Here is a 16,680-nt window from a genome sequence, read left to right as displayed (position 1 = left end):
GCTTGTCCTTGGTTGCACGAAGGTGCAAGCAAGGTGGCAAGCAGCGTGCCTGCAAGTTTGGGTGTCAGCCGTGCTCGGCGTCCGTCTCGCCCTTTTTGCCGCCCGCATAGTCCCTGAGCCGGTTGTACAGGGTCTTGAGGCTGATGCCGAGAACGGCCGCCGTGCGTTCCTTCTGGTACTTGCACTGCTTGAGCGTGGCCTGGATGAGCAGCCGCTCGGCCTGCGCCATGGTCATGCCGATGGGCAGCTGTATGGTGGCCGGCTCGGTGTCCGGCAGGTCGTAGGTGGCGGCTGCATGCGCGTGGTCGGCGGGCGCATGCGCTGTGATGGTGGGGGTGATGGGCGTGGTCGATGGCGTGGTCAATGGCGCGGTCAATGGCGCGCTCATTGGCATGGACCCCGCCTGCGGCATATGTTGCATTTGCGGCACTTGCGGCAGGTGCAGGGCGTGGGCGGCCGGATGCACCGGGGCCGGCTGCTGGGCAATGGCCACGGGCGGCCGGGGCAGCCATTCCTGGCTCACCAGCGGGCCGGGCTCCATCACATAGGCGCGCTGCACGGCATTGCGCAACTCGCGCACATTGCCGGGCCAGCTGTATTGCGCAAGCTGCTTGAGGGCCGATGCCGTGAATTGCTTGGCCTGGCCCTCGCGCTGGGAGATGGCCTCCATGAAATGCTGCGCAAGCAGCGGAACGTCGGTCAGGCGCTCGCGCAGCGGCGGCAGCTCGATGGGGAAGACGTTCAGGCGGTACAGCAGGTCTTCGCGCAGCTTGCCGCTGGCCACGGCCTCGTAGGGGCAGCGGTTGGTGGCGGCGATCACGCGCACATCGGTCTGCAGCGTCTGGGTGGAGCCCACGCGCATGAAGCGCCCGGTCTCCAGCACGCGCAGCAGCTTGACCTGCAGCTCCATCGACATTTCCGTGATTTCGTCCAGAAACAGCGTGCCCGTGGCCGCGCGCTCGAAAAATCCCTGGTGCTGGCGGTCGGCGCCGGTGAAGCTGCCCTTTTCGTGGCCAAAGATCTCGCTTTCGATCAGGTGCGGAGAAATGGCACCGCAGTTGACCGCCAGGAAGGGCCGGCTGCGCCGCTGGCTCAGCTCATGCAGGGTCTGTGCCACGACTTCCTTGCCGGTGCCGCTTTCGCCCGTCAGAAAGACCGTGACCGAGGTGCCGGCCACGCGCTCCATCTGCTGGTACAGCCGCTGCATGGGGGCCGAGCCGCCCCACAGCCGGCCAAAGCGCCCTTCCTGGGCGCAGTAGCCGGCGCCGGGCCTGTCTTGCGGGGTGATCTGGTCGAAGGCCGCGCCCGTGACGGTGCTGGTGCCCGTCTCCGGCAGGCCGGCCGTGGGGATCAGAAAGCGCGAAAGAATGTCCTCCAGCCGCCCGATGCCCACGGGCTTGACCAGATAGTCCATGGCGCCGCGGCGCAGGGCCTCGATGGAGGAGTCCAGGCTGGCGTGGCCGGTCACCAGCACGATCTGCGAGTCCTGCGGCACCTGCTGGTCACCGAAAAGGTCCATGCCGTTGCCATCGGGCAGTTGCAGGTCCAGCAGCACCAGGCTGGGCGGCTGCATGGCCATCTGCCGGCGCGCGTCGCGCAGGGTGTGGGCCACGGCGACCGAGAAGCGGTCCACGCCCACGAGTTCGCGCATGGTCGCTGCGGAATCCGCATCGTCATCGACGATCAGCACGTGGTTCATTGCATGGCCTCCAGGGGTCCTCGCCGCAACGCGTTTTGACAAAATTTCATGATCTGCCAGTTTAAGGGCGAGCATGCGGGCGTCTTTGTCAGTCCACAGGCACAGTGTTTGCCGGGCGTGCGGGAGGCGGGATCAGGGAGGCGGCTGGCGACTGGCGCGCCGGCCGCTGCGGGGCTGCAGCAGCCCCAGGAACAGGCATTCCTTGGCGCTCAGTCCGCGCGGGCGCCTGTCCGGTGCGGTGGGAATGTCCTGTCCAGGTCGCTCGCACAGGGCCAGCACCTGGGGATGGATGTAGAACTTGCGGCAAACCGCACAGGTATTGCCCAGGCGCCGGGCGACCTGCGTGACCAGAGCGTTCAACGCCGCCGCACTGGTGCCTGCGCCTTCTTGCGATGCTGCCTTGCCTGCAGTCAGCGCAAGTTCCAGCGCCAGTTCCAGCGCGTACACGCTGGCATGCCAGGTGCGGAAATCCTTGGCGCTGAAATCCGGGCCGTCTGAGGTATCTCCGGCATCAGCCCCATGGGCCGCAGCCTTGCCGCAAATCCTGCGGATGTAGTCGTTCACATGCTCGGATCGCACATGGTGGACTTCGCCTTCATCGTCGATGAACTGGAACAGCCGCTGGCCCGGCAGCTCCTGGCAGCGCTTGACGATGCGGGCCACGGCCCGGTCGGACACGCGGGCCTGCTGCAGCACGCCGCTCTTGCCCTTGAAGCTCAGCGTCAGCTCACCCGCGTGCACCTGGGCATGGCGGTTTCTGAGCGTGGTGAGGCCGTAGGAGCCATTGCTCTCGGAATACTCGTCATTGCCTATGCGCAGGGCCGTGCAGTCCAGCAGCCAGACGATGGCGGCCACCACGGTGTCCAGCTGCGGCCGGCCAGGCTTGAGGTCGCGCGCCACCGCCCGACGGATGGCGGGCAGGTGGCGGCCAAAGGCGCGCATGCGGTCGAACTTGACCTGCTTGCGCTGCTCCTGCCACTGCGGGTGGTAGCGGTACTGCTTGCGGCCCCGGGCATCGCGGCCCGTGGCCTGCAGGTGGCCCTGGGGATCGGGGCAGATCCAGACATCCACATAGGCCGGTGGAATGGCCAGTTTGCGGATGCGCGCCAGCGCCTGGGCATCGCGCACGGGCTTGCCGTCCTGTGCCACGTAGGAAAAGCCCTTGCCGCGCCGCACGCGGCGCCAGCCGGGCATGCGGTCGTTCACATAGGTCAGGGCAGGGCAGGGGCCGTCTGCGTTCGCTGCCCTGCCCCTGGCTGGCGCGGAGCTCAGTGCACCCCCTGCGGCGGCGGTGGCGGTGGGGCAATGGGCGGGTCGGAATAGGGCGAAGGTGCCGGGGCCGGTGGCGGGTCGCCCACGGGGGGAACCAGCGGCTCGGTGGGCGGCGGATTGACGGGGGGCGCAACAGGCGGGGTGACAGGTGGGGTGACAGGGGGTGCAGGTACCGAAGTGATCATGGGAGTTGCTCCTGTAGGGGGGCAGGCCGGGCCGGCCTTGGTGTTGCCGTGGCAAGCGCCATGCCTGACCCGAGGGAAATGGCCAGGGTACAAGGTTGGTTGAAGTCCGGCGCGGTGCCATCTGGTGGCAATGATGTGGCGCACGCCGGGGCGGGGGTCAGGCCAGCGTTCTCAGCTTCGCTTCGCGGGCCCAGAAGCGCTTCTTGGCGCCTTCGATGAAGGGTTCGGGCTTGTCGATGGGGAACACGCCCTCGTCCGGCGTGATGCCGGCCGTCTTCATGATGTGCTGTGTCGCCTTGCAGGCCGCAATGGCCTTGAGGTGGCCGAAGGCGTCGCGGAACCAGTCCTGCGCGGCTGCCTCACGGGCCAGCGCCTGGCCGCGCTCCAGCGTGATGATGGACACCACGGCATCGAACTGCGCGGATGGCGATCCGGCCAGCTGGCCGTCGGCCGGCAGGTGGCTGCCGTCGTCCAGCGTGGCGCCGCCGATCTTGGGCGCAATGATCTTCACGCTGGCCTTTTGCGCCACCAGCGCCTTGTGGAAGGCGGCAACGTGCCGGGCGCTGGAGCCTTCGTCCACCAGGATGGCAACGCAGCGGCCCTGCAAGGTGGGCTTCATGCGGTCGATGATGCGCGTGGCCGGGCTGGGCGGCAGCTTTTGCGGGGGCACGGCAGGCTTGGCGGCAGGCGGCAACTGGGGCAGGCCCAGGCCGTCGGCCACGCGCTTTGCCAGGTCGGCGTCAATCACCTGCAGATGGCCGACGACGGCCAGGCGCACATGCGGCGTCTGTACCTTGGACAGCTCGAACACCAGGGCGCTGGCGATGTGGGCCTGCTCCTGCGCGCTCTGGCTTTGGTAGAACATGCGCGCCTGGCTGTAGTGGTCGGCAAAGCTCTCGGGGCGGATGCGGCCCTTGGCACCCTCCTGCGCGGGCTGGGCAAAGTGCCGCAAGCCGCGGGCTGCCGAGGCGCGCGGGCTGTCGGCCTGCAGGCTGGAGGGCTCATAGGCCACGCGGCCCTTGGGCACCTCGGTCTGCATGTGGCCGTCGCGCTGGTGGTGGGCGAACGGGCATTTGGGCGCGTTGATGGGCAACTGCGTGAAGTTGGGCCCGCCCAGGCGCGACAGCTGGGTGTCCAGGTACGAGAACAGGCGGCCCTGCAGCAGCGGGTCGTTGCTGAAATCGATGCCGGGCGGGATATTGGCCGGGCAGAAGGCCACCTGCTCGGTCTCGGCGAAGAAGTTGTCGGGCCAGCGGTCCAGCACGAAGCGGCCGATCTTGCGCAGCGGAATTTCCTCTTCGGGGATGAGCTTGGTGGGGTCCAGGTGGTCGTAGGGCAGGGCGTCTGCCTGCTCCTGCGAGAACAGCTGCACGCACAGCTCCCAGGCCGGGTAGTCGCCCGCCTCGATGGCCTCGAACAGGTCGCGGCGGTGGTAGTCGTTGTCTGCGGCCTGCAGCTTGAGGGCCTCGTCCCAGACCGTGGACTGGATGCCCAGCTCGGGCCGCCAGTGGAACTTCACGAAGGTGCTTTCACCCTGGGCATTGACCAGCCGGAAGCTGTGCACGCCAAAGCCCTCGATCATGCGCAGGCTGCGCGCGATGGTGCGGTCGCTCATGATCCACATGACCATGTGCATGGACTCGGGCATGAGGGAGATGAAGTCCCAGAACGTGTCGTGCGCCGTGGCGGCCTGCGGAAAGCCCCGGTCGGGTTCCATCTTCACGGCATGGACCAGGTCGGGAAACTTCATGGCGTCCTGGATGAAGAAGACCGGGATGTTGTTGCCCACCAGATCCCAGTTGCCCTCTTCGGTATAGAACTTGATGGCAAAGCCGCGCACATCGCGCGGGGTATCCACCGAGCCTGCCCCACCGGCCACGGTGGAGAAGCGCACAAAGATCGGCACTTGCTTGCCGGTTTCGGTCAGGACCTTGGCGGTGGTGTATTGCTCCAGCGAATCTGTCAGCTGGAAATAACCGTGGGCGCCTGTGCCGCGTGCATGGACAATTCGCTCTGGAATGCGCTCATGGTCGAAATGCGTGATTTTCTCGCGCAGGATGAAATCTTCCAGCAGCGTAGGGCCTTTTTCCCAGGCGGTGAGAGAGTTCTGATTATCAGGAACCGGAATGCCTTGCTGCGTGGTCAATCCGGGGTGCTGTCCGTCGGCCTGTTGCTGTAATTCTCCGCCATGGCCTGTGGGGGATTGCTTGGACGATTTCTTTTCACCAGGGGATTTCTTAGCCACGATTTACTCCTTGAAAGAAAGAGGATGGCCTGTTGTATGAGGCAATAATTATTGGAAGAGGCGATTGGCTGAACCAAAGGGCATCGTCAGCAAAGCTCTGGAGATAAAAAAAGGGCCCAGGGGGCCCTTTGCCAGTTCACGCTATCGGCAGCTTAACGCTGCTGATGGCTGCCCTGCTTTTGCTGTTCCCCTGGTTGGTTGCGCTGGGGATTGCTCTGTTGCTGCTGTTGGTTGGGATTGTTCGGGTTGTTGGGATTGCTTTGCTGCTGCTGCCCCGGATTGTTCTGTTGCTGCTGCTGCTTGTTCTTGTCGTTTTGCTGGTTGCTGGCCGTGTTGCCTTGAGGGTTGTTGGTCTGTTGCGTCATTTCCGTACTCCTTAAGTAAACAGCGATGCCGTCATCACTGCAATTTCATTGTGCGACCGTGAAAATGGCCGGCTTGTAGGATATTTGGAAGATTACTTTTGGTAAAGCATTGGAATTTGCTATGGAGTAGCTTTGTTTCATTTTGTCGGTACAAATGGATGTGTTTCTTATAATGAAATTGCTTTTTGTAAAAAATGCAGCCAGGCCAAATATGGGGTTATTTGGCGGCGGGGCGTTTTGCAGGGGGTCTGGCCGGGGTTTTTGTGGATTTTGTCGATTTTCTGGACGCTGGGGTCTTTGCATTTTTTACCGTTGACGCGGTATTTTTTTCCTTGGCTGCGGTGGCGGATGGTCCGCCTGCGCCCTTGCCCAGGCTGTTCTTGAGCAGGGCCGTCAGGTCCAGCACGGCCGCGTTGGCCGGCGCGGCAGGTGTGGTCTCCTGTTTTTCAACGTTTTGGACATCGCCCGCATGCGCCTTGGCCTGCACGAGCTGGTGGATTTCCTCGCTGAAGGAGTTGCGGAACTGGTTGGCGTCCCAGGCCTGGCTCATGTCCTTGATGAGGGCCATGGCCATGGTCATCTCGGCGCTCTTGATGCCGGCGGCCTTGGCGTCCAGCGGTGGCAGGTCCAGCTGCTCGAAGGAGCGGATCTCGCCGCCCCAGCGCAGCAGGTTCAGCACCAGCGCCCGGCCGCAGGGGATCAGAATGGCCAGGTGCTGCTTGGTCTGGATGACCACCTTGGCCACGCCCACCTTGTTGCTCTTGCGCAGGGCCTCGCGCAGCAGGGCGTAGACCTTCTCGCCACGGTGCAGGGGGGCGGTGTAGTAGGGGCGTTCCAGGTAGATGAAGGGGATGTCCTGGGCATCAACAAAGGCCTCGATCTCGATGGTCTGCGTGGTCTTGGGAAAGGCGGCGGCAATCTCTTCAGCGCTCAGCACCACGTAGCGGCCCTCCTCGAATTCCACGCCCTTGACGATGTCGGCCGTGGCCACTTCCTTGCCCGTGACCTTGTTGATGCGCTTGTAGCCCACGGGCTGCATGTTGCGCTTGTCCAGCCAGTCGAAGTCGATGTCCGAGCTGGCCGTGGCCGCGTACAGGCCGATGGGAATGTGCACCAGGCCAAAGCTGATGGCGCCCTTCCACATGCTGCGCGCGGAGGTGGACGGGCTGGATTTTGGGGAGGCGGCTTTCTTCATGGCGGTGCTTTCTTCGATCCCTGCAGGACGGTGCTCAACGCTGCGCCTCAAAGCCCAGCGCCTTCATGGCGCGGCCCAGGCCCACGGCGGCCGTGCCGTAATGCTCCCAGGGGGAGTTGCCCAGGCGCAGGCGCTGGTCTACCGAGCGAATGGTCCAGTGCGCGCCGCCCGTGAGCCTGTCCAGCTCGTTCCAGGCCACGGGCACGGAGATGCCCATGCCCGGCCGCGCCCGGGCCGTCCACGCGCAGGCCGTGGTGGCGCCGAAGCCATTGCGCAGGTAGTCCACAAAAATCTTTCCCACGCGGTTACGCGGCCCGCTTTTGGCCACGAAGCGCTGGGGCACGGCATGGGCCAGGTGCTGGACCACGGCCTGCGAGAAGGCCTTGACGGTGTCCCAGTCCAGCAGCCGCTTGATGGGCACGACCACATGCAGGCCCTTGCCGCCGCTGGTCTTGAGGAAGGCCGGCAGCTCCAGCTCCTGCAGCAGCACATGCAGCAGGCTGGCGGCCTCCTGCACCTGCGGCCAGGGCACGCCTTCGCCCGGGTCCAGGTCGAAGGTCATGCGGTCGGGCCGGTCGATGCGGTCCTTGCGCGCGTTCCAGGTGTGCCATTCGATGGTGTTCATCTGCGCCGCCGCCACCAGGCCTTCGCGCCGGGACACCTCCATCAGCGGGGCATGGCCGGGGTCCAGTTGCGGCGTCAGGGCGGCGATGCCCTGCAGCGGCGCCTGGTCGAGGTGCTTCTGGAAGAACAGCTCGCCCTCGATGCCGTCCGGCGCCCGCACCATGGCCACGGGCCGGGACTTGAGGTGGGTGATCATGAAGGGCGCCACCGTGGCGTAGTAGCGCGCCAGATCCATCTTGGTGATGCCGGTGGAGGGATCGATGACCCGCTCGGGATGGGTGATGGTCATCGAGGCGGGCAGTCGCGCCGCCCTGGCGTTGCGGGTTTGCGTTCGTGCGGCGCCAGGCGTGGCTGCAGCGCTGGCGGAAGATGCGGTCGATGGCACGTGCTGTGGCTCCTCTTTGACAATGCTGCGTGCAGGCTTGTCCGCACGCAGGCCCTGGAATACGGCATGGCGGACCTGGCCGTCCTCGGTCCACTGCGCGAACGAGACCTCGGCCAGCAGCGTGGGGCGCACCCAGTGCACCCCGCTGCCAAGGCCCCGGCTGTCCGCCAGCGGCGAGGTGCCGGTGGCAAGGCGCCCCAGGCGCTGGCGCAGATCGGCCAGGGTGCGCCTGTTGAACCCCGTGCCCACCTTGCCTGCCGCGCGCAGCTGGCCGTCCTCGCCATGCACGGCCAGGACCAGGGCGCCCAGGCCCGTGCGCGTGCCCTGGGGATCGGTGTAGCCCGCGATCACGAATTCCTGGCGCAGGCCGCACTTGAGCTTGATCCAGTCCGCGCTGCGCCGCGAGGCATAGGCGCTGCCGCGCCGCTTGCCGATCACGCCCTCCAGGCCCAGCTGGCAGGCGGCGGCCACCAGGTCGGCGGGCGGGGCGTCAAAGGCCTCGCTGAAGCGAAGGCGGTCCGAAGGCGCCTTGTGCAGCAGGGCCTGCAACTGCTGGCGTCGCTGCTCCACGGGCTGGGGCCGCAGGTCCTGGCCGTCCTGCCACAGCAGGTCGAACGCGAAGAACACCAGGTGGTCGGTGCGCTCGCCGTCAAAGGCGTTTTGCAGGGCCTGGAAGTCAGGGCGGCTGTCGCTGTCCAGCATCAGCACCTCGCCATCCACCCAGCCCGATTGCAGGGGCAGCGCGGCAAAGGCGCGGGCCAGGGCGGGCATTTTGGTGGTCCAGTCCTTGCCGTTGCGCGTGAAAAGGCGAACGGCGCCGTCCTCGATGCGCGCCAGCAGCCGGTAGCCGTCGAACTTGCTCTCGAAGATCCATTGCTCGGCATCTGCAGGTGCATGGTCCACCAAGGTTGCCAGCTGCGGGGCGATGCTCTGCGGCATGGGCGCGGTGACGTGCGTAGCGACGGGCGTGGTGACGGGTGTGGTGATGGGCGCTGTGGCGGTGGGCAGGGGAAGGCCGGCCACGCTGTCGGGCATGTCCTCGACCACGTTGAATTCGCTGGCAGCACGTTCCAGGCCGTCGTGCTCCTTGATCAGCAGCCAGGCGGGCTTTTTGGCGTCGTCCTTGCCGCGCATGCGCACCAGGGTCCAGCGGCCCTGCAGCTTGTGGCCGCGCAGTTCGAACTTGAGCTTGCCCTTGCGATAGCCTTCGGCCGCATCGCCCTCGGGCAGCCAGATGCCACGGTCCCAGATGATGACCTTGCCCGCGCCGTACTGTCCCGGTGGAATCTGGCCCTCGAAGCGGTTGTAGGCCATGGGGTGGTCTTCCACCTGGACGGCCATGCGCTTGTCGGCCGGGTCGTAGCTGGGACCCTTGGGCACGGCCCAGCTTTTCATGCTGCCGTCCAGCTCCAGCCGAAAGTCGTAGTGCAGGTGGCTGGCCCAGTGCTTTTGAATGACGAATTGCAGGGCGCCCGCGCCGGGCTGCCCTGCAATCGTCTCACTGGAAGGTTCTGCCGAAGGTTCCGGTGTGCGCGTGAAGTCGCGCTTTTGCCGGTACAGCGCGAGCGAGGCCTGGGGTGTCGCCGCCTTGGCCGCCCCTTTGGTGGGGCGGGCCGGGCGGGATGCCTGGGACTTGCTGCGCGTGGCCGGCATGGCGGCATCCGTCAGTGGATGAGCGCAATCAGGATGATGATGGGAATGGGAACGCCCAGGAGAAAAAGCAGTATGGATCGCATGGCAAGCCTCCGTTGAATGGATTGAATTGGATTGATTGGGTTTCAGTGCCGGGGATTATCAAAAGGCATCGCGTTGACGACCACCCCAGGTGGCGCACAGGCTGCCCACAAAAGCGCCCAGCATCAGCGAAACAAACAGCCAGAGCATGGAATGGGCCGTGGCCTTGCGTGCCTCTTCGGCAGCCTGCTTGGCCTTTTGCTTGGCTTCTTCAGCCTTTTGCTCGGCCTGCTTTATCTGCATTTGCACGGAATCAAAGGTGCTACGCACTTTCTTTTGCGCATCTTCCACGGACATATCGGAGTTGCGCGCAATCAGCTGGGCCAGGTATTGCTCGTCGGCGGGAGACAGCTGGCCGGTGCGCAGCGACTGGGCAAAGATCACGCCGGCCTCGCGGGTGGCGCTGGCCAGGTCGGCGGGGGTGGCATTGCTGGTGGAGGTAGCGGCGCCGGAGTTGCGGAACAGGCTGCCGGTCCAGTAGGCCAGGCCCTGGGGCGAGGCGTCGGCGCCCGAGGCACCGGCCATGGCTGCGGCACCGCCAGCAGCCGCACCGCCCGCGGCGCCGATCGCGCCGCCCACCACGCTGGAGGCGCTGGTGGCCACGGTCTGCGCGGCCTTGAAGGCGCCGGAGACGGCACCGCCTGCAGCGGCGCCCATCAGGGCCACCATGGCCAGCGTGGCCAGTGCCCAGGACAGAAAGCCATGGGCCGTGTCGCGGAAGTAGACCTCGTCCGTGTGCACGCCTTGCCAGCGTGTGCGCAGCCGCCCGGCCAGATAGCCGCCCACGCCGGCCGAGGCCAGCTGGGTGAAGGCGATCCAGGCCACGGCCGTCAGGCCCAGGGCGCCGGCATCCAGGCCTTCACCGGACCATACCGACACCGACGACAGGCCCAGGCCGGTGCCCAGAATGAACAGCAGCAGCGACAGCGATGCCGCCGCCATGGCGCCGGCAAATATCGCGGCCCATGAAACGCCGCTGCGTGAGGTATCTACGGTGGCGACCGTGTTGACCACTGGCGCTTCAGCCAGGGGCGCGGATTCGGAATAGGCAATGGACATGGCCGACTTTCTTGGAGTTGAGTGCCCCATTCTTGCCAGTCGCAATAGACGCCGCTGTAGGAGGATTGGAAATGCAGGACTGGCAAACGCAGATGAAAAACGTCATCCTTTGCCAGATGACGATTTTCGAGCGAATGCGCAGGATGGATATGGAAAATGCTGCCTGCAATCGGTAATTCTTGCAGAACATTTTCCAGGGCGGATATTCGGATTATTCAGGTCAGTGCGGCGATGCCTTTTTCCATTGCCGGATATTCATCGCCGCATTGAAGCTGCCCTCCGGAAAATGCTCAGGGCTGGCGCACGTCGGCCACCACCTGCTCGCCAAAATCGGCACGCTGCAGCCAGCCCAGCACCTGGGCTGCCGCCTGCTCGGGCGTGGACAGCTTGCCGCCCTCCTTGAGCTGGGCGAAGTTGCCTGCATCGGGGAAGGCGGCGGTATCCGCGCTGCGCAGCTGCACCTGCATGTCGGTGTCGATGACGCCGGGCGCCAGCGAGCAGATGCGCGCGCCGTGGGGCTTGAGCGCCTCGTCCAGCGCCACGCTGCGGCTGAAATGGTCCATGCCGGCCTTGGCCGCGCAGTAGGAGGCCTGCGAGGCAATGGCGCGCCGGCCCAGGCCCGAAGAAATGTTGAGCACCTTGCGCGGCACGGCCGTCCAGCCCTCGGTGGCGGCCAGGAAGGCGGCCGTCAGCAGCATGGGCGCCTCCAGCCCCACGCGCATGGCCTGGGCAATGTCGGCGGGCTGCAGCTGCGACAGCGGCGCAATCTGCGGAATCACGCCCGCGTTGTTGATCAGGGTGACGCTGGCGTAGCGCGCGGCGTCCAGGCCGGCCAGCCAGTCGCCCAGCCTGCGGGCCGCGGCCTCGGGCTCGCCCAGGTCCACGCTCCACTGCTGCAGCGGCGCGCCCGCCGTGGCGGCCGCCTGGGCCAGGTCTTCGCTGGTGGAGCGCGACAGCGTGACCAGTTCATGGCCGGCATCCAGCAGTTGCCGGGCCATGGCCAGGCCCATGCCGCGCGAGGCGCCGGTAAGAATCGTCAGGGAAAGAAGAGGCGATGCATTGTTCATGCGGGCGATGGTATCGCTTGTGCCCGTGCTGCCGGCCCGGCCGCTGCCTGGGCGGCGACAGGGTCCGATGGCAGCAGCAGCTCGGCGCTGTGCGCCTGCCGGGTGCGCTCCAGCGCCTGCACGATGCGTTCGCAGGCACGCTCGGCCGCCTCGTGAAGGCTGGCGCCCTGCAGCCAGTGGCCGGTGAGCGCGGCACTGAACAGATCGCCCGTTCCCTTGGGCACCGCATCCACCCGCGCGTGGGTGATCACATGCACGTCATCGCGCGTGACCAGGGCCACGCGCATGCGCTGGGCAGGGTCGCCGTCCAGCTCGGGCGATGCGCTGGTCACGGCCACCCACTGCGTGCGGCCGGTCAGCAGGCTGCGCGCGGCCTGGACCACATCGTCCATGCCGCGCACAGGGCGCGCGGTCAGCCGCTCCAGCTCGAAATGGTTGGGCGTCAGCCCGTCGGCCAGCGGCAGCAGGTGGCGCTGGTAGGCCTCGACCATGGCGGGGTCCACATAGATGCCGCTGTCGTGGTCGCCGATCACCGGGTCCACCACCACGCGCAGGCCGGGCCGCTGCGCCAGCAGGCCGGCAACCCAGTCCGCCAGCAGCGTGGCCTGGGCCGGCCCGCCCAGGTAGCCGGCCAGCACGGCCTGCAACTGCCGCAGCCCGCCGCGCGCGCCCAGGTCCTGCAGATAGCCAGCAAACCACTCGGCGGCAATCGCCCCGCCGTGGATGCTGGGATAGTGCGGCGTGTTGCTGAACACCACCGTGGGCACGGCCGCCGCCGCCAGCCCCAGCGCCTGCAGCGTGGGCATGGCCACGTTGTTGCCAACGCGGCCGTAGACGACCTGGGACTGCACGGACACCACGTCGATGGCCAGGGGTTGCAGCATGTCTTGGGGGGCGCAGGCGTTCATGGGCGTGGGGAAGCAATGAGAGGCAGGGACGTGTTTTATAACGCCTGCGCCCAGGCCGCAGACCCCACAATCGGCCGCGCATGACCAGACCACTGTGCGATCTGCGCGTGAAAAGAAAAAGGCCCGCCGAAGGGCGGGCCCGTGGGGCGCCAGGCGCCTGTGCGTTGTCAGGCGCCCAGGTAGGCGCGGCGCACGGCGTCGTTGGTCAGCAGGTTGGCGCCGGTGTCTTCCAGCACCACCTTGCCGGTTTCCAGCACATAGCCGCGGTCGGCGATCTGCAGGGCGCGGTTGGCGTTCTGCTCGACCAGGAAGACCGTGACGCCGGCCGTGCGGATGGTCTGGATGATCTCGAAGATCTGCGCAATGATCAGCGGCGCCAGGCCCAGCGTGGGCTCGTCCAGCAGCAGCAGGCGGGGCTTGCTCATCAGCGCGCGGCCGATGGCCAGCATCTGCTGCTCGCCGCCCGACATGGTGCCGGCGCGCTGGTGGGCGCGCTCACGCAGGCGCGGGAAGAGGCCGAACACATGTTCGATGCCGGCCTCGATCTGCGGCTTGTCCAGGAAGAATCCGCCCATCTTCAGGTTGTCCGTGACCGTGAGGTCCGAGAAGATGCGCCGTCCCTCGGGCGAGACCGCGATGCCCTTGCGCATGATGTGGTGCGAGGGCAGCTGGGTGATGTCCTCGCCCTCGAACGAGATGCGGCCCGAGCTGGCGCGCGGGTTGCCGCACACCGTCATCAGCAGCGAGGTCTTGCCGGCGCCGTTGGAGCCGATCAGCGAGACGATCTCGCCCTGGTTGACGTGCAGGCTCACGCTGTCGACCGCGCAGATGGCGCCGTAGTGGGTGGAGATGTTCTCCAGTTGCAGCATGGCAGGCATCAGGCTTCTCCCAGGTAGGCCTTGATGACCCGTTCATCGTTGCGGATGGCGTCCGGCAGGCCCATGGCGATGGGCTTGCCGTACTCCATGACGAGGATGCGCTCGGACACGCCCATGACCAGGCCCATGTCGTGCTCGATCAGCAGCACGGCAATGCCGTACTGGCGCCGCAGCTGGTCGATCAGGCCCTGCAGGTCCTTCTTCTCCTGCGGGTTCAGGCCGGCGGCGGGTTCGTCGAGCATGAGCACGCGCGGCTTGGTGATCATGCAGCGCGCGATCTCCAGGCGGCGCTGGTGGCCGTAGGCCAGGTTGCCGGCCTCGCGGTTGACGAACTCGCGCAGGCCCATGACGTCCAGCCAGTGCAGGGCGCTCTCGATCTTTTCCTCTTCGCTGCGGCGGTAGCTTGCCGTGTTGAACAGGCCCGACAGCAGGTTGACGCCCGAGCGGCGGTGCTGTGCCACCAGCAGGTTTTCCAGCACCGTCATGGACTTGAACAGCCGCACGTTCTGGAAGGTGCGCACCACGCCGTGGTTGGCCACGTGGTGGCTGCTGCGGCCCTCGATGGCGCTGCCGTCCAGCGTGACGGAGCCGCTGCTGGGCTGGTAGAAACCGCTGATGCAGTTGAACACCGTGGTCTTGCCGGCGCCGTTGGGGCCGATGATGGCAAACACTTCCTGCGGGCGCACGTTGAAGCCCACATGGTCCACGGCCAGCAGGCCGCCGAAGCGCATGCACAGGTCTTTGACTTCTAGCAAATACTCGCTCATTGCCGGCCCTTGCTGCTATCTGTTGTCCCAAAAATCATGGTGTCGGCATGCCTCATGAGCGCACCTCCACATGGTGGCGGCGCATGGGCAGCAGGCCCTGCGGGCGCCAGATCATCATCAGCACCATCACCAGGCCGAAGATCAGCATGCGGTACTCGGAGAACTCGCGCGCCAGCTCGGGCAGCACCGTCAGCAAGATGGCCGCGATGATCACGCCCAGCTGCGAGCCCATGCCGCCCAGCACCACGATGGACAGGATCAGCGCCGATTCGATGAAGGTGAACGATTCGGGGTTGACGATGCCCTGGCGCGCCGCGAAGAAGGCGCCGCCCAGGCCGGCGAACATGGCGCCCAGCGTGAAGGCGGACAGCTTGATCTTCATGGGGTTCAGGCCCAGGGAGCGGCAGGCGATCTCGTCCTCGCGCAGCGCCTCCCAGGCGCGACCTATGGGCATGCGCACCAGGCGGTTGGAGATGCACAGCGTGATCACGGCCAGCAGCAGCGCCATCAGGTACAGGAAGATCACCATGTGCAGCGAGCTGAACTCCAGCCCCAGGAACTGGTGGAAGGTCGTGCCGCCCTCGGTGGAGGGATTGCGCGTCATCTCCAGGCCCAGCACCGTGGGCTTGGGGATGCTGGAGATGCCGTCCGGCCCGCCCGTGATGCTGGTCAGGTTGACCAGCATCAGGCGGATGATTTCGCCGAAGCCCAGCGTCACGATGGCCAGGTAGTCACCGCGCAGCCGCAGCACCGGAAAGCCGAGCACGAAGCCGAACATCGCGGCAGCGGCGCCGGCCAGCGGCAGCGCTTCCCAGAAGGACCAGCCGGCCCAGTGGAACAGCAGCGCATAGGTGTAGGCGCCCACGGCGTAGAAGCCCACGAAGCCCAGGTCCAGCAGGCCGGCAAAGCCCACGACGATGTTCAGGCCCAGACCCAGCATCACGTAGATCATGGCCAGCGTGGCGATGTCCACCGCGTTGCGGCCCGCGAAGAAGGGCCAGGACACGGCGATCAGCAGGGCGGCCAGGATCAGGCCGTTGCGGTGGCTGGGGCGTGCGTGTGGCAGCGAGGGCAGCGAGACCTTGGGCATCTTCGCCGCGATCAGCGGGCGCAGCAGCTGCACCAGGAAGACCAGGGCGCAGGCCCAGGCCACCACCGTCCAGTCGGGGTTGATGATGGTGCGGGTGCCGGCGCGCTCCAGGTGCAGGCCGAAGATGGGCGTGACGACCACGGCCGTCATCACCGTGGCGATCAGGGCGTCGCGCAGGTTCAAGGTGGGTTTGGCTTTCATCAGACCTTCTCCACTTCAGGCTTGCCCAGCAGGCCCGTGGGGCGGAACAGCAGGATCAGCACCAGCAGGCCGAAGGCCACGATGTCCTTGTACTCGGACGAGATGTAGGCTGCCGCAAAGGTCTCGGCCACGCCCAGCAGCACGCCGCCCAGCATGGCGCCGGGAATGGAGCCGATGCCGCCCAGCACCGCCGCCGTGAAGGCCTTGATGCCGGCCAGAAAGCCGATGAACGGGTTGAGCTTGCCCACGGCCAGCGCGATCAGCACGCCGCCCACGGCCGCCAGCATGGCGCCCAGCACGAAGGTGAACGAGATCACGCGGTTGGTGTCGATGCCCAGCAGGCTGGCCATGTGCATGTCCTGGGCGCAGGCGCGCGAGGCGCGGCCCATGCGGGAATGGCGGATGTACAGCGTCAGCAGCACCATGAGCACGATGGCGACCACGATGATCAGGATGCGCGAGTAGGGCACATAGATCTCGAAGCCACCTTCGGCGCCGAAACGCAGCGCGCCCGGCAGCAGCGAGGGCACGGCCATGTCGCGCGCGCCCTGGCCCAGGGCCACCCAGTTCTGCAGGAAGATGGACATGCCGATGGCCGAGATCAGGGCCACCAGGCGCGGGCTGCGGCGCAGCGGCTTGTAGGCCACCTGTTCCACCACCAGGCCGTAGACGCCGGTGACGAAGACCGACACCACTAGCATCAGGCCGATGATGGCCCACACGGGCAGGCCGCTTGTCGTGCCGATGGCCGACAGCGTGACCAGGCCGATGTAGGCGCCGATCATGTAGATGTCGCCGTGGGCGAAGTTGATCATCCCGATGATGCCGTAGACCATTGTGTAGCCGATGGCGATCAGGGCATAGATGGCGCCCAGGGACAGTCCGTTGAACAGCTGCTGTATCAGCTGAGGTAAGAGTTCTGACATGGTGTAATGCCGCCCCAAAACAGGAAAAGGCCTAAAAGGCCAGGATGCAGACAACCGGGACACGCGCAAGCGTGCCCCGG

Annotated in this window: 14 protein-coding genes; all 14 read right to left on the bottom strand. The window is 66.3% G+C overall.

The window, feature by feature from the left end; all coding sequences use genetic code 11:
* Positions 1 to 64: 64 nt before the first annotated feature.
* Positions 65 to 1,699, bottom strand: coding sequence for a sigma-54-dependent transcriptional regulator (locus CLV01_RS20280; protein WP_099733365.1), 1,635 nt, complete (start codon positions 1,697 to 1,699; stop codon positions 65 to 67).
* Positions 1,700 to 1,831: 132 nt separating this feature from the next.
* Positions 1,832 to 2,893 carry a DNA topoisomerase IB gene (locus tag CLV01_RS20275; protein WP_099735088.1) on the bottom strand — a complete coding sequence of 354 codons (1,062 nt, stop codon included), beginning with the start codon at positions 2,891 to 2,893 and terminating at the stop codon, positions 1,832 to 1,834.
* Between the two features lie 74 nt (positions 2,894 to 2,967).
* A complete protein-coding gene (locus tag CLV01_RS28935; protein ID WP_141441593.1) occupies positions 2,968 to 3,156 on the bottom strand; it encodes a hypothetical protein in 189 nt (62 codons plus the stop codon).
* Between the two features lie 157 nt (positions 3,157 to 3,313).
* Positions 3,314 to 5,401, bottom strand: coding sequence for a catalase (locus CLV01_RS20265; RefSeq protein ID WP_099733367.1), 2,088 nt, complete (start codon positions 5,399 to 5,401; stop codon positions 3,314 to 3,316).
* A gap of 152 nt (positions 5,402 to 5,553) precedes the next feature.
* Positions 5,554 to 5,766 carry a hypothetical protein gene (locus CLV01_RS20260; protein WP_012206144.1) on the bottom strand — a complete coding sequence of 71 codons (213 nt, stop codon included), beginning with the start codon at positions 5,764 to 5,766 and terminating at the stop codon, positions 5,554 to 5,556.
* Between the two features lie 217 nt (positions 5,767 to 5,983).
* The gene (gene ku / locus CLV01_RS20255) at positions 5,984 to 6,961 is read right to left on the bottom strand and encodes a non-homologous end joining protein Ku (RefSeq protein ID WP_099733368.1); all 978 of its coding nucleotides are present in this window, start codon (positions 6,959 to 6,961) and stop codon (positions 5,984 to 5,986) included.
* Positions 6,962 to 6,995: 34 nt separating this feature from the next.
* Positions 6,996 to 9,623, bottom strand: coding sequence for a DNA ligase D (gene ligD / locus CLV01_RS20250; RefSeq protein WP_099733369.1), 2,628 nt, complete (start codon positions 9,621 to 9,623; stop codon positions 6,996 to 6,998).
* Between the two features lie 141 nt (positions 9,624 to 9,764).
* Positions 9,765 to 10,763, bottom strand: a complete 999-nt coding sequence (locus tag CLV01_RS20245) for a hypothetical protein (RefSeq protein WP_063325598.1) — start codon at positions 10,761 to 10,763, stop codon at positions 9,765 to 9,767.
* Positions 10,764 to 11,053: 290 nt separating this feature from the next.
* A complete protein-coding gene (locus tag CLV01_RS20240; protein WP_099733370.1) occupies positions 11,054 to 11,830 on the bottom strand; it encodes an SDR family NAD(P)-dependent oxidoreductase in 777 nt (258 codons plus the stop codon).
* Positions 11,827 to 12,738 (bottom strand): pyridoxine/pyridoxal/pyridoxamine kinase, encoded by a 912-nt coding sequence (gene pdxK / locus CLV01_RS20235; RefSeq protein WP_099733371.1) that lies wholly within the window; start codon positions 12,736 to 12,738, stop codon positions 11,827 to 11,829. Before pdxK ends, CLV01_RS20240 begins: the two co-directional genes overlap by 4 nt.
* A gap of 167 nt (positions 12,739 to 12,905) precedes the next feature.
* Positions 12,906 to 13,607 carry an ABC transporter ATP-binding protein gene (locus CLV01_RS20230; protein WP_034398706.1) on the bottom strand — a complete coding sequence of 234 codons (702 nt, stop codon included), beginning with the start codon at positions 13,605 to 13,607 and terminating at the stop codon, positions 12,906 to 12,908.
* 8 nt (positions 13,608 to 13,615) lie between these two features.
* The gene (livG, locus tag CLV01_RS20225) at positions 13,616 to 14,383 is read right to left on the bottom strand and encodes a high-affinity branched-chain amino acid ABC transporter ATP-binding protein LivG (RefSeq protein WP_012206137.1); all 768 of its coding nucleotides are present in this window, start codon (positions 14,381 to 14,383) and stop codon (positions 13,616 to 13,618) included.
* Between the two features lie 52 nt (positions 14,384 to 14,435).
* Complete coding sequence (locus CLV01_RS20220) at positions 14,436 to 15,674, bottom strand: high-affinity branched-chain amino acid ABC transporter permease LivM (RefSeq protein ID WP_043824703.1); 1,239 nt, start codon at positions 15,672 to 15,674, stop codon at positions 14,436 to 14,438.
* Positions 15,674 to 16,600 (bottom strand): high-affinity branched-chain amino acid ABC transporter permease LivH, encoded by a 927-nt coding sequence (livH, locus tag CLV01_RS20215; RefSeq protein WP_012206135.1) that lies wholly within the window; start codon positions 16,598 to 16,600, stop codon positions 15,674 to 15,676. Before livH ends, CLV01_RS20220 begins: the two co-directional genes overlap by 1 nt.
* Positions 16,601 to 16,680: the final 80 nt, after the last annotated feature.

Origin of the sequence: Delftia sp. 60 (assembly GCF_002754395.1) — a bacterium.
GTDB classification, from domain to species: domain Bacteria; phylum Pseudomonadota; class Gammaproteobacteria; order Burkholderiales; family Burkholderiaceae_C; genus Comamonas; species Comamonas acidovorans.
The sequence above is the reverse complement of the archived record's forward strand: the minus strand, read 5'-3'. Positions and strand labels throughout refer to the sequence as shown.

Bases quoted from the DNA above. Each gene is read 5' to 3' on its own strand.
- ligD (WP_099733369.1), bottom strand. From the start codon at position 9,623: ATGCCGGCCACGCGCAGCAAGTCCCAGGCATCCCGCCCGGCCCGCCCC.
- CLV01_RS20240 (WP_099733370.1), bottom strand. From the start codon at position 11,830: ATGAACAATGCATCGCCTCTTCTTTCCCTGACGATTCTTACCGGCGCC.
- CLV01_RS20230 (WP_034398706.1), bottom strand. From the start codon at position 13,607: ATGCTGCAACTGGAGAACATCTCCACCCACTACGGCGCCATCTGCGCG.
- CLV01_RS20260 (WP_012206144.1), bottom strand. From the start codon at position 5,766: ATGACGCAACAGACCAACAACCCTCAAGGCAACACGGCCAGCAACCAG.
- pdxK (WP_099733371.1), bottom strand. From the start codon at position 12,738: ATGAACGCCTGCGCCCCCCAAGACATGCTGCAACCCCTGGCCATCGAC.
- ku (WP_099733368.1), bottom strand. From the start codon at position 6,961: ATGAAGAAAGCCGCCTCCCCAAAATCCAGCCCGTCCACCTCCGCGCGC.
- CLV01_RS20280 (WP_099733365.1), bottom strand. From the start codon at position 1,699: ATGAACCACGTGCTGATCGTCGATGACGATGCGGATTCCGCAGCGACC.
- CLV01_RS28935 (WP_141441593.1), bottom strand. From the start codon at position 3,156: ATGATCACTTCGGTACCTGCACCCCCTGTCACCCCACCTGTCACCCCG.
- CLV01_RS20275 (WP_099735088.1), bottom strand. From the start codon at position 2,893: ATGCCCGGCTGGCGCCGCGTGCGGCGCGGCAAGGGCTTTTCCTACGTG.
- CLV01_RS20245 (WP_063325598.1), bottom strand. From the start codon at position 10,763: ATGTCCATTGCCTATTCCGAATCCGCGCCCCTGGCTGAAGCGCCAGTG.
- livG (WP_012206137.1), bottom strand. From the start codon at position 14,383: ATGAGCGAGTATTTGCTAGAAGTCAAAGACCTGTGCATGCGCTTCGGC.
- CLV01_RS20220 (WP_043824703.1), bottom strand. From the start codon at position 15,674: ATGAAAGCCAAACCCACCTTGAACCTGCGCGACGCCCTGATCGCCACG.
- livH (WP_012206135.1), bottom strand. From the start codon at position 16,600: ATGTCAGAACTCTTACCTCAGCTGATACAGCAGCTGTTCAACGGACTG.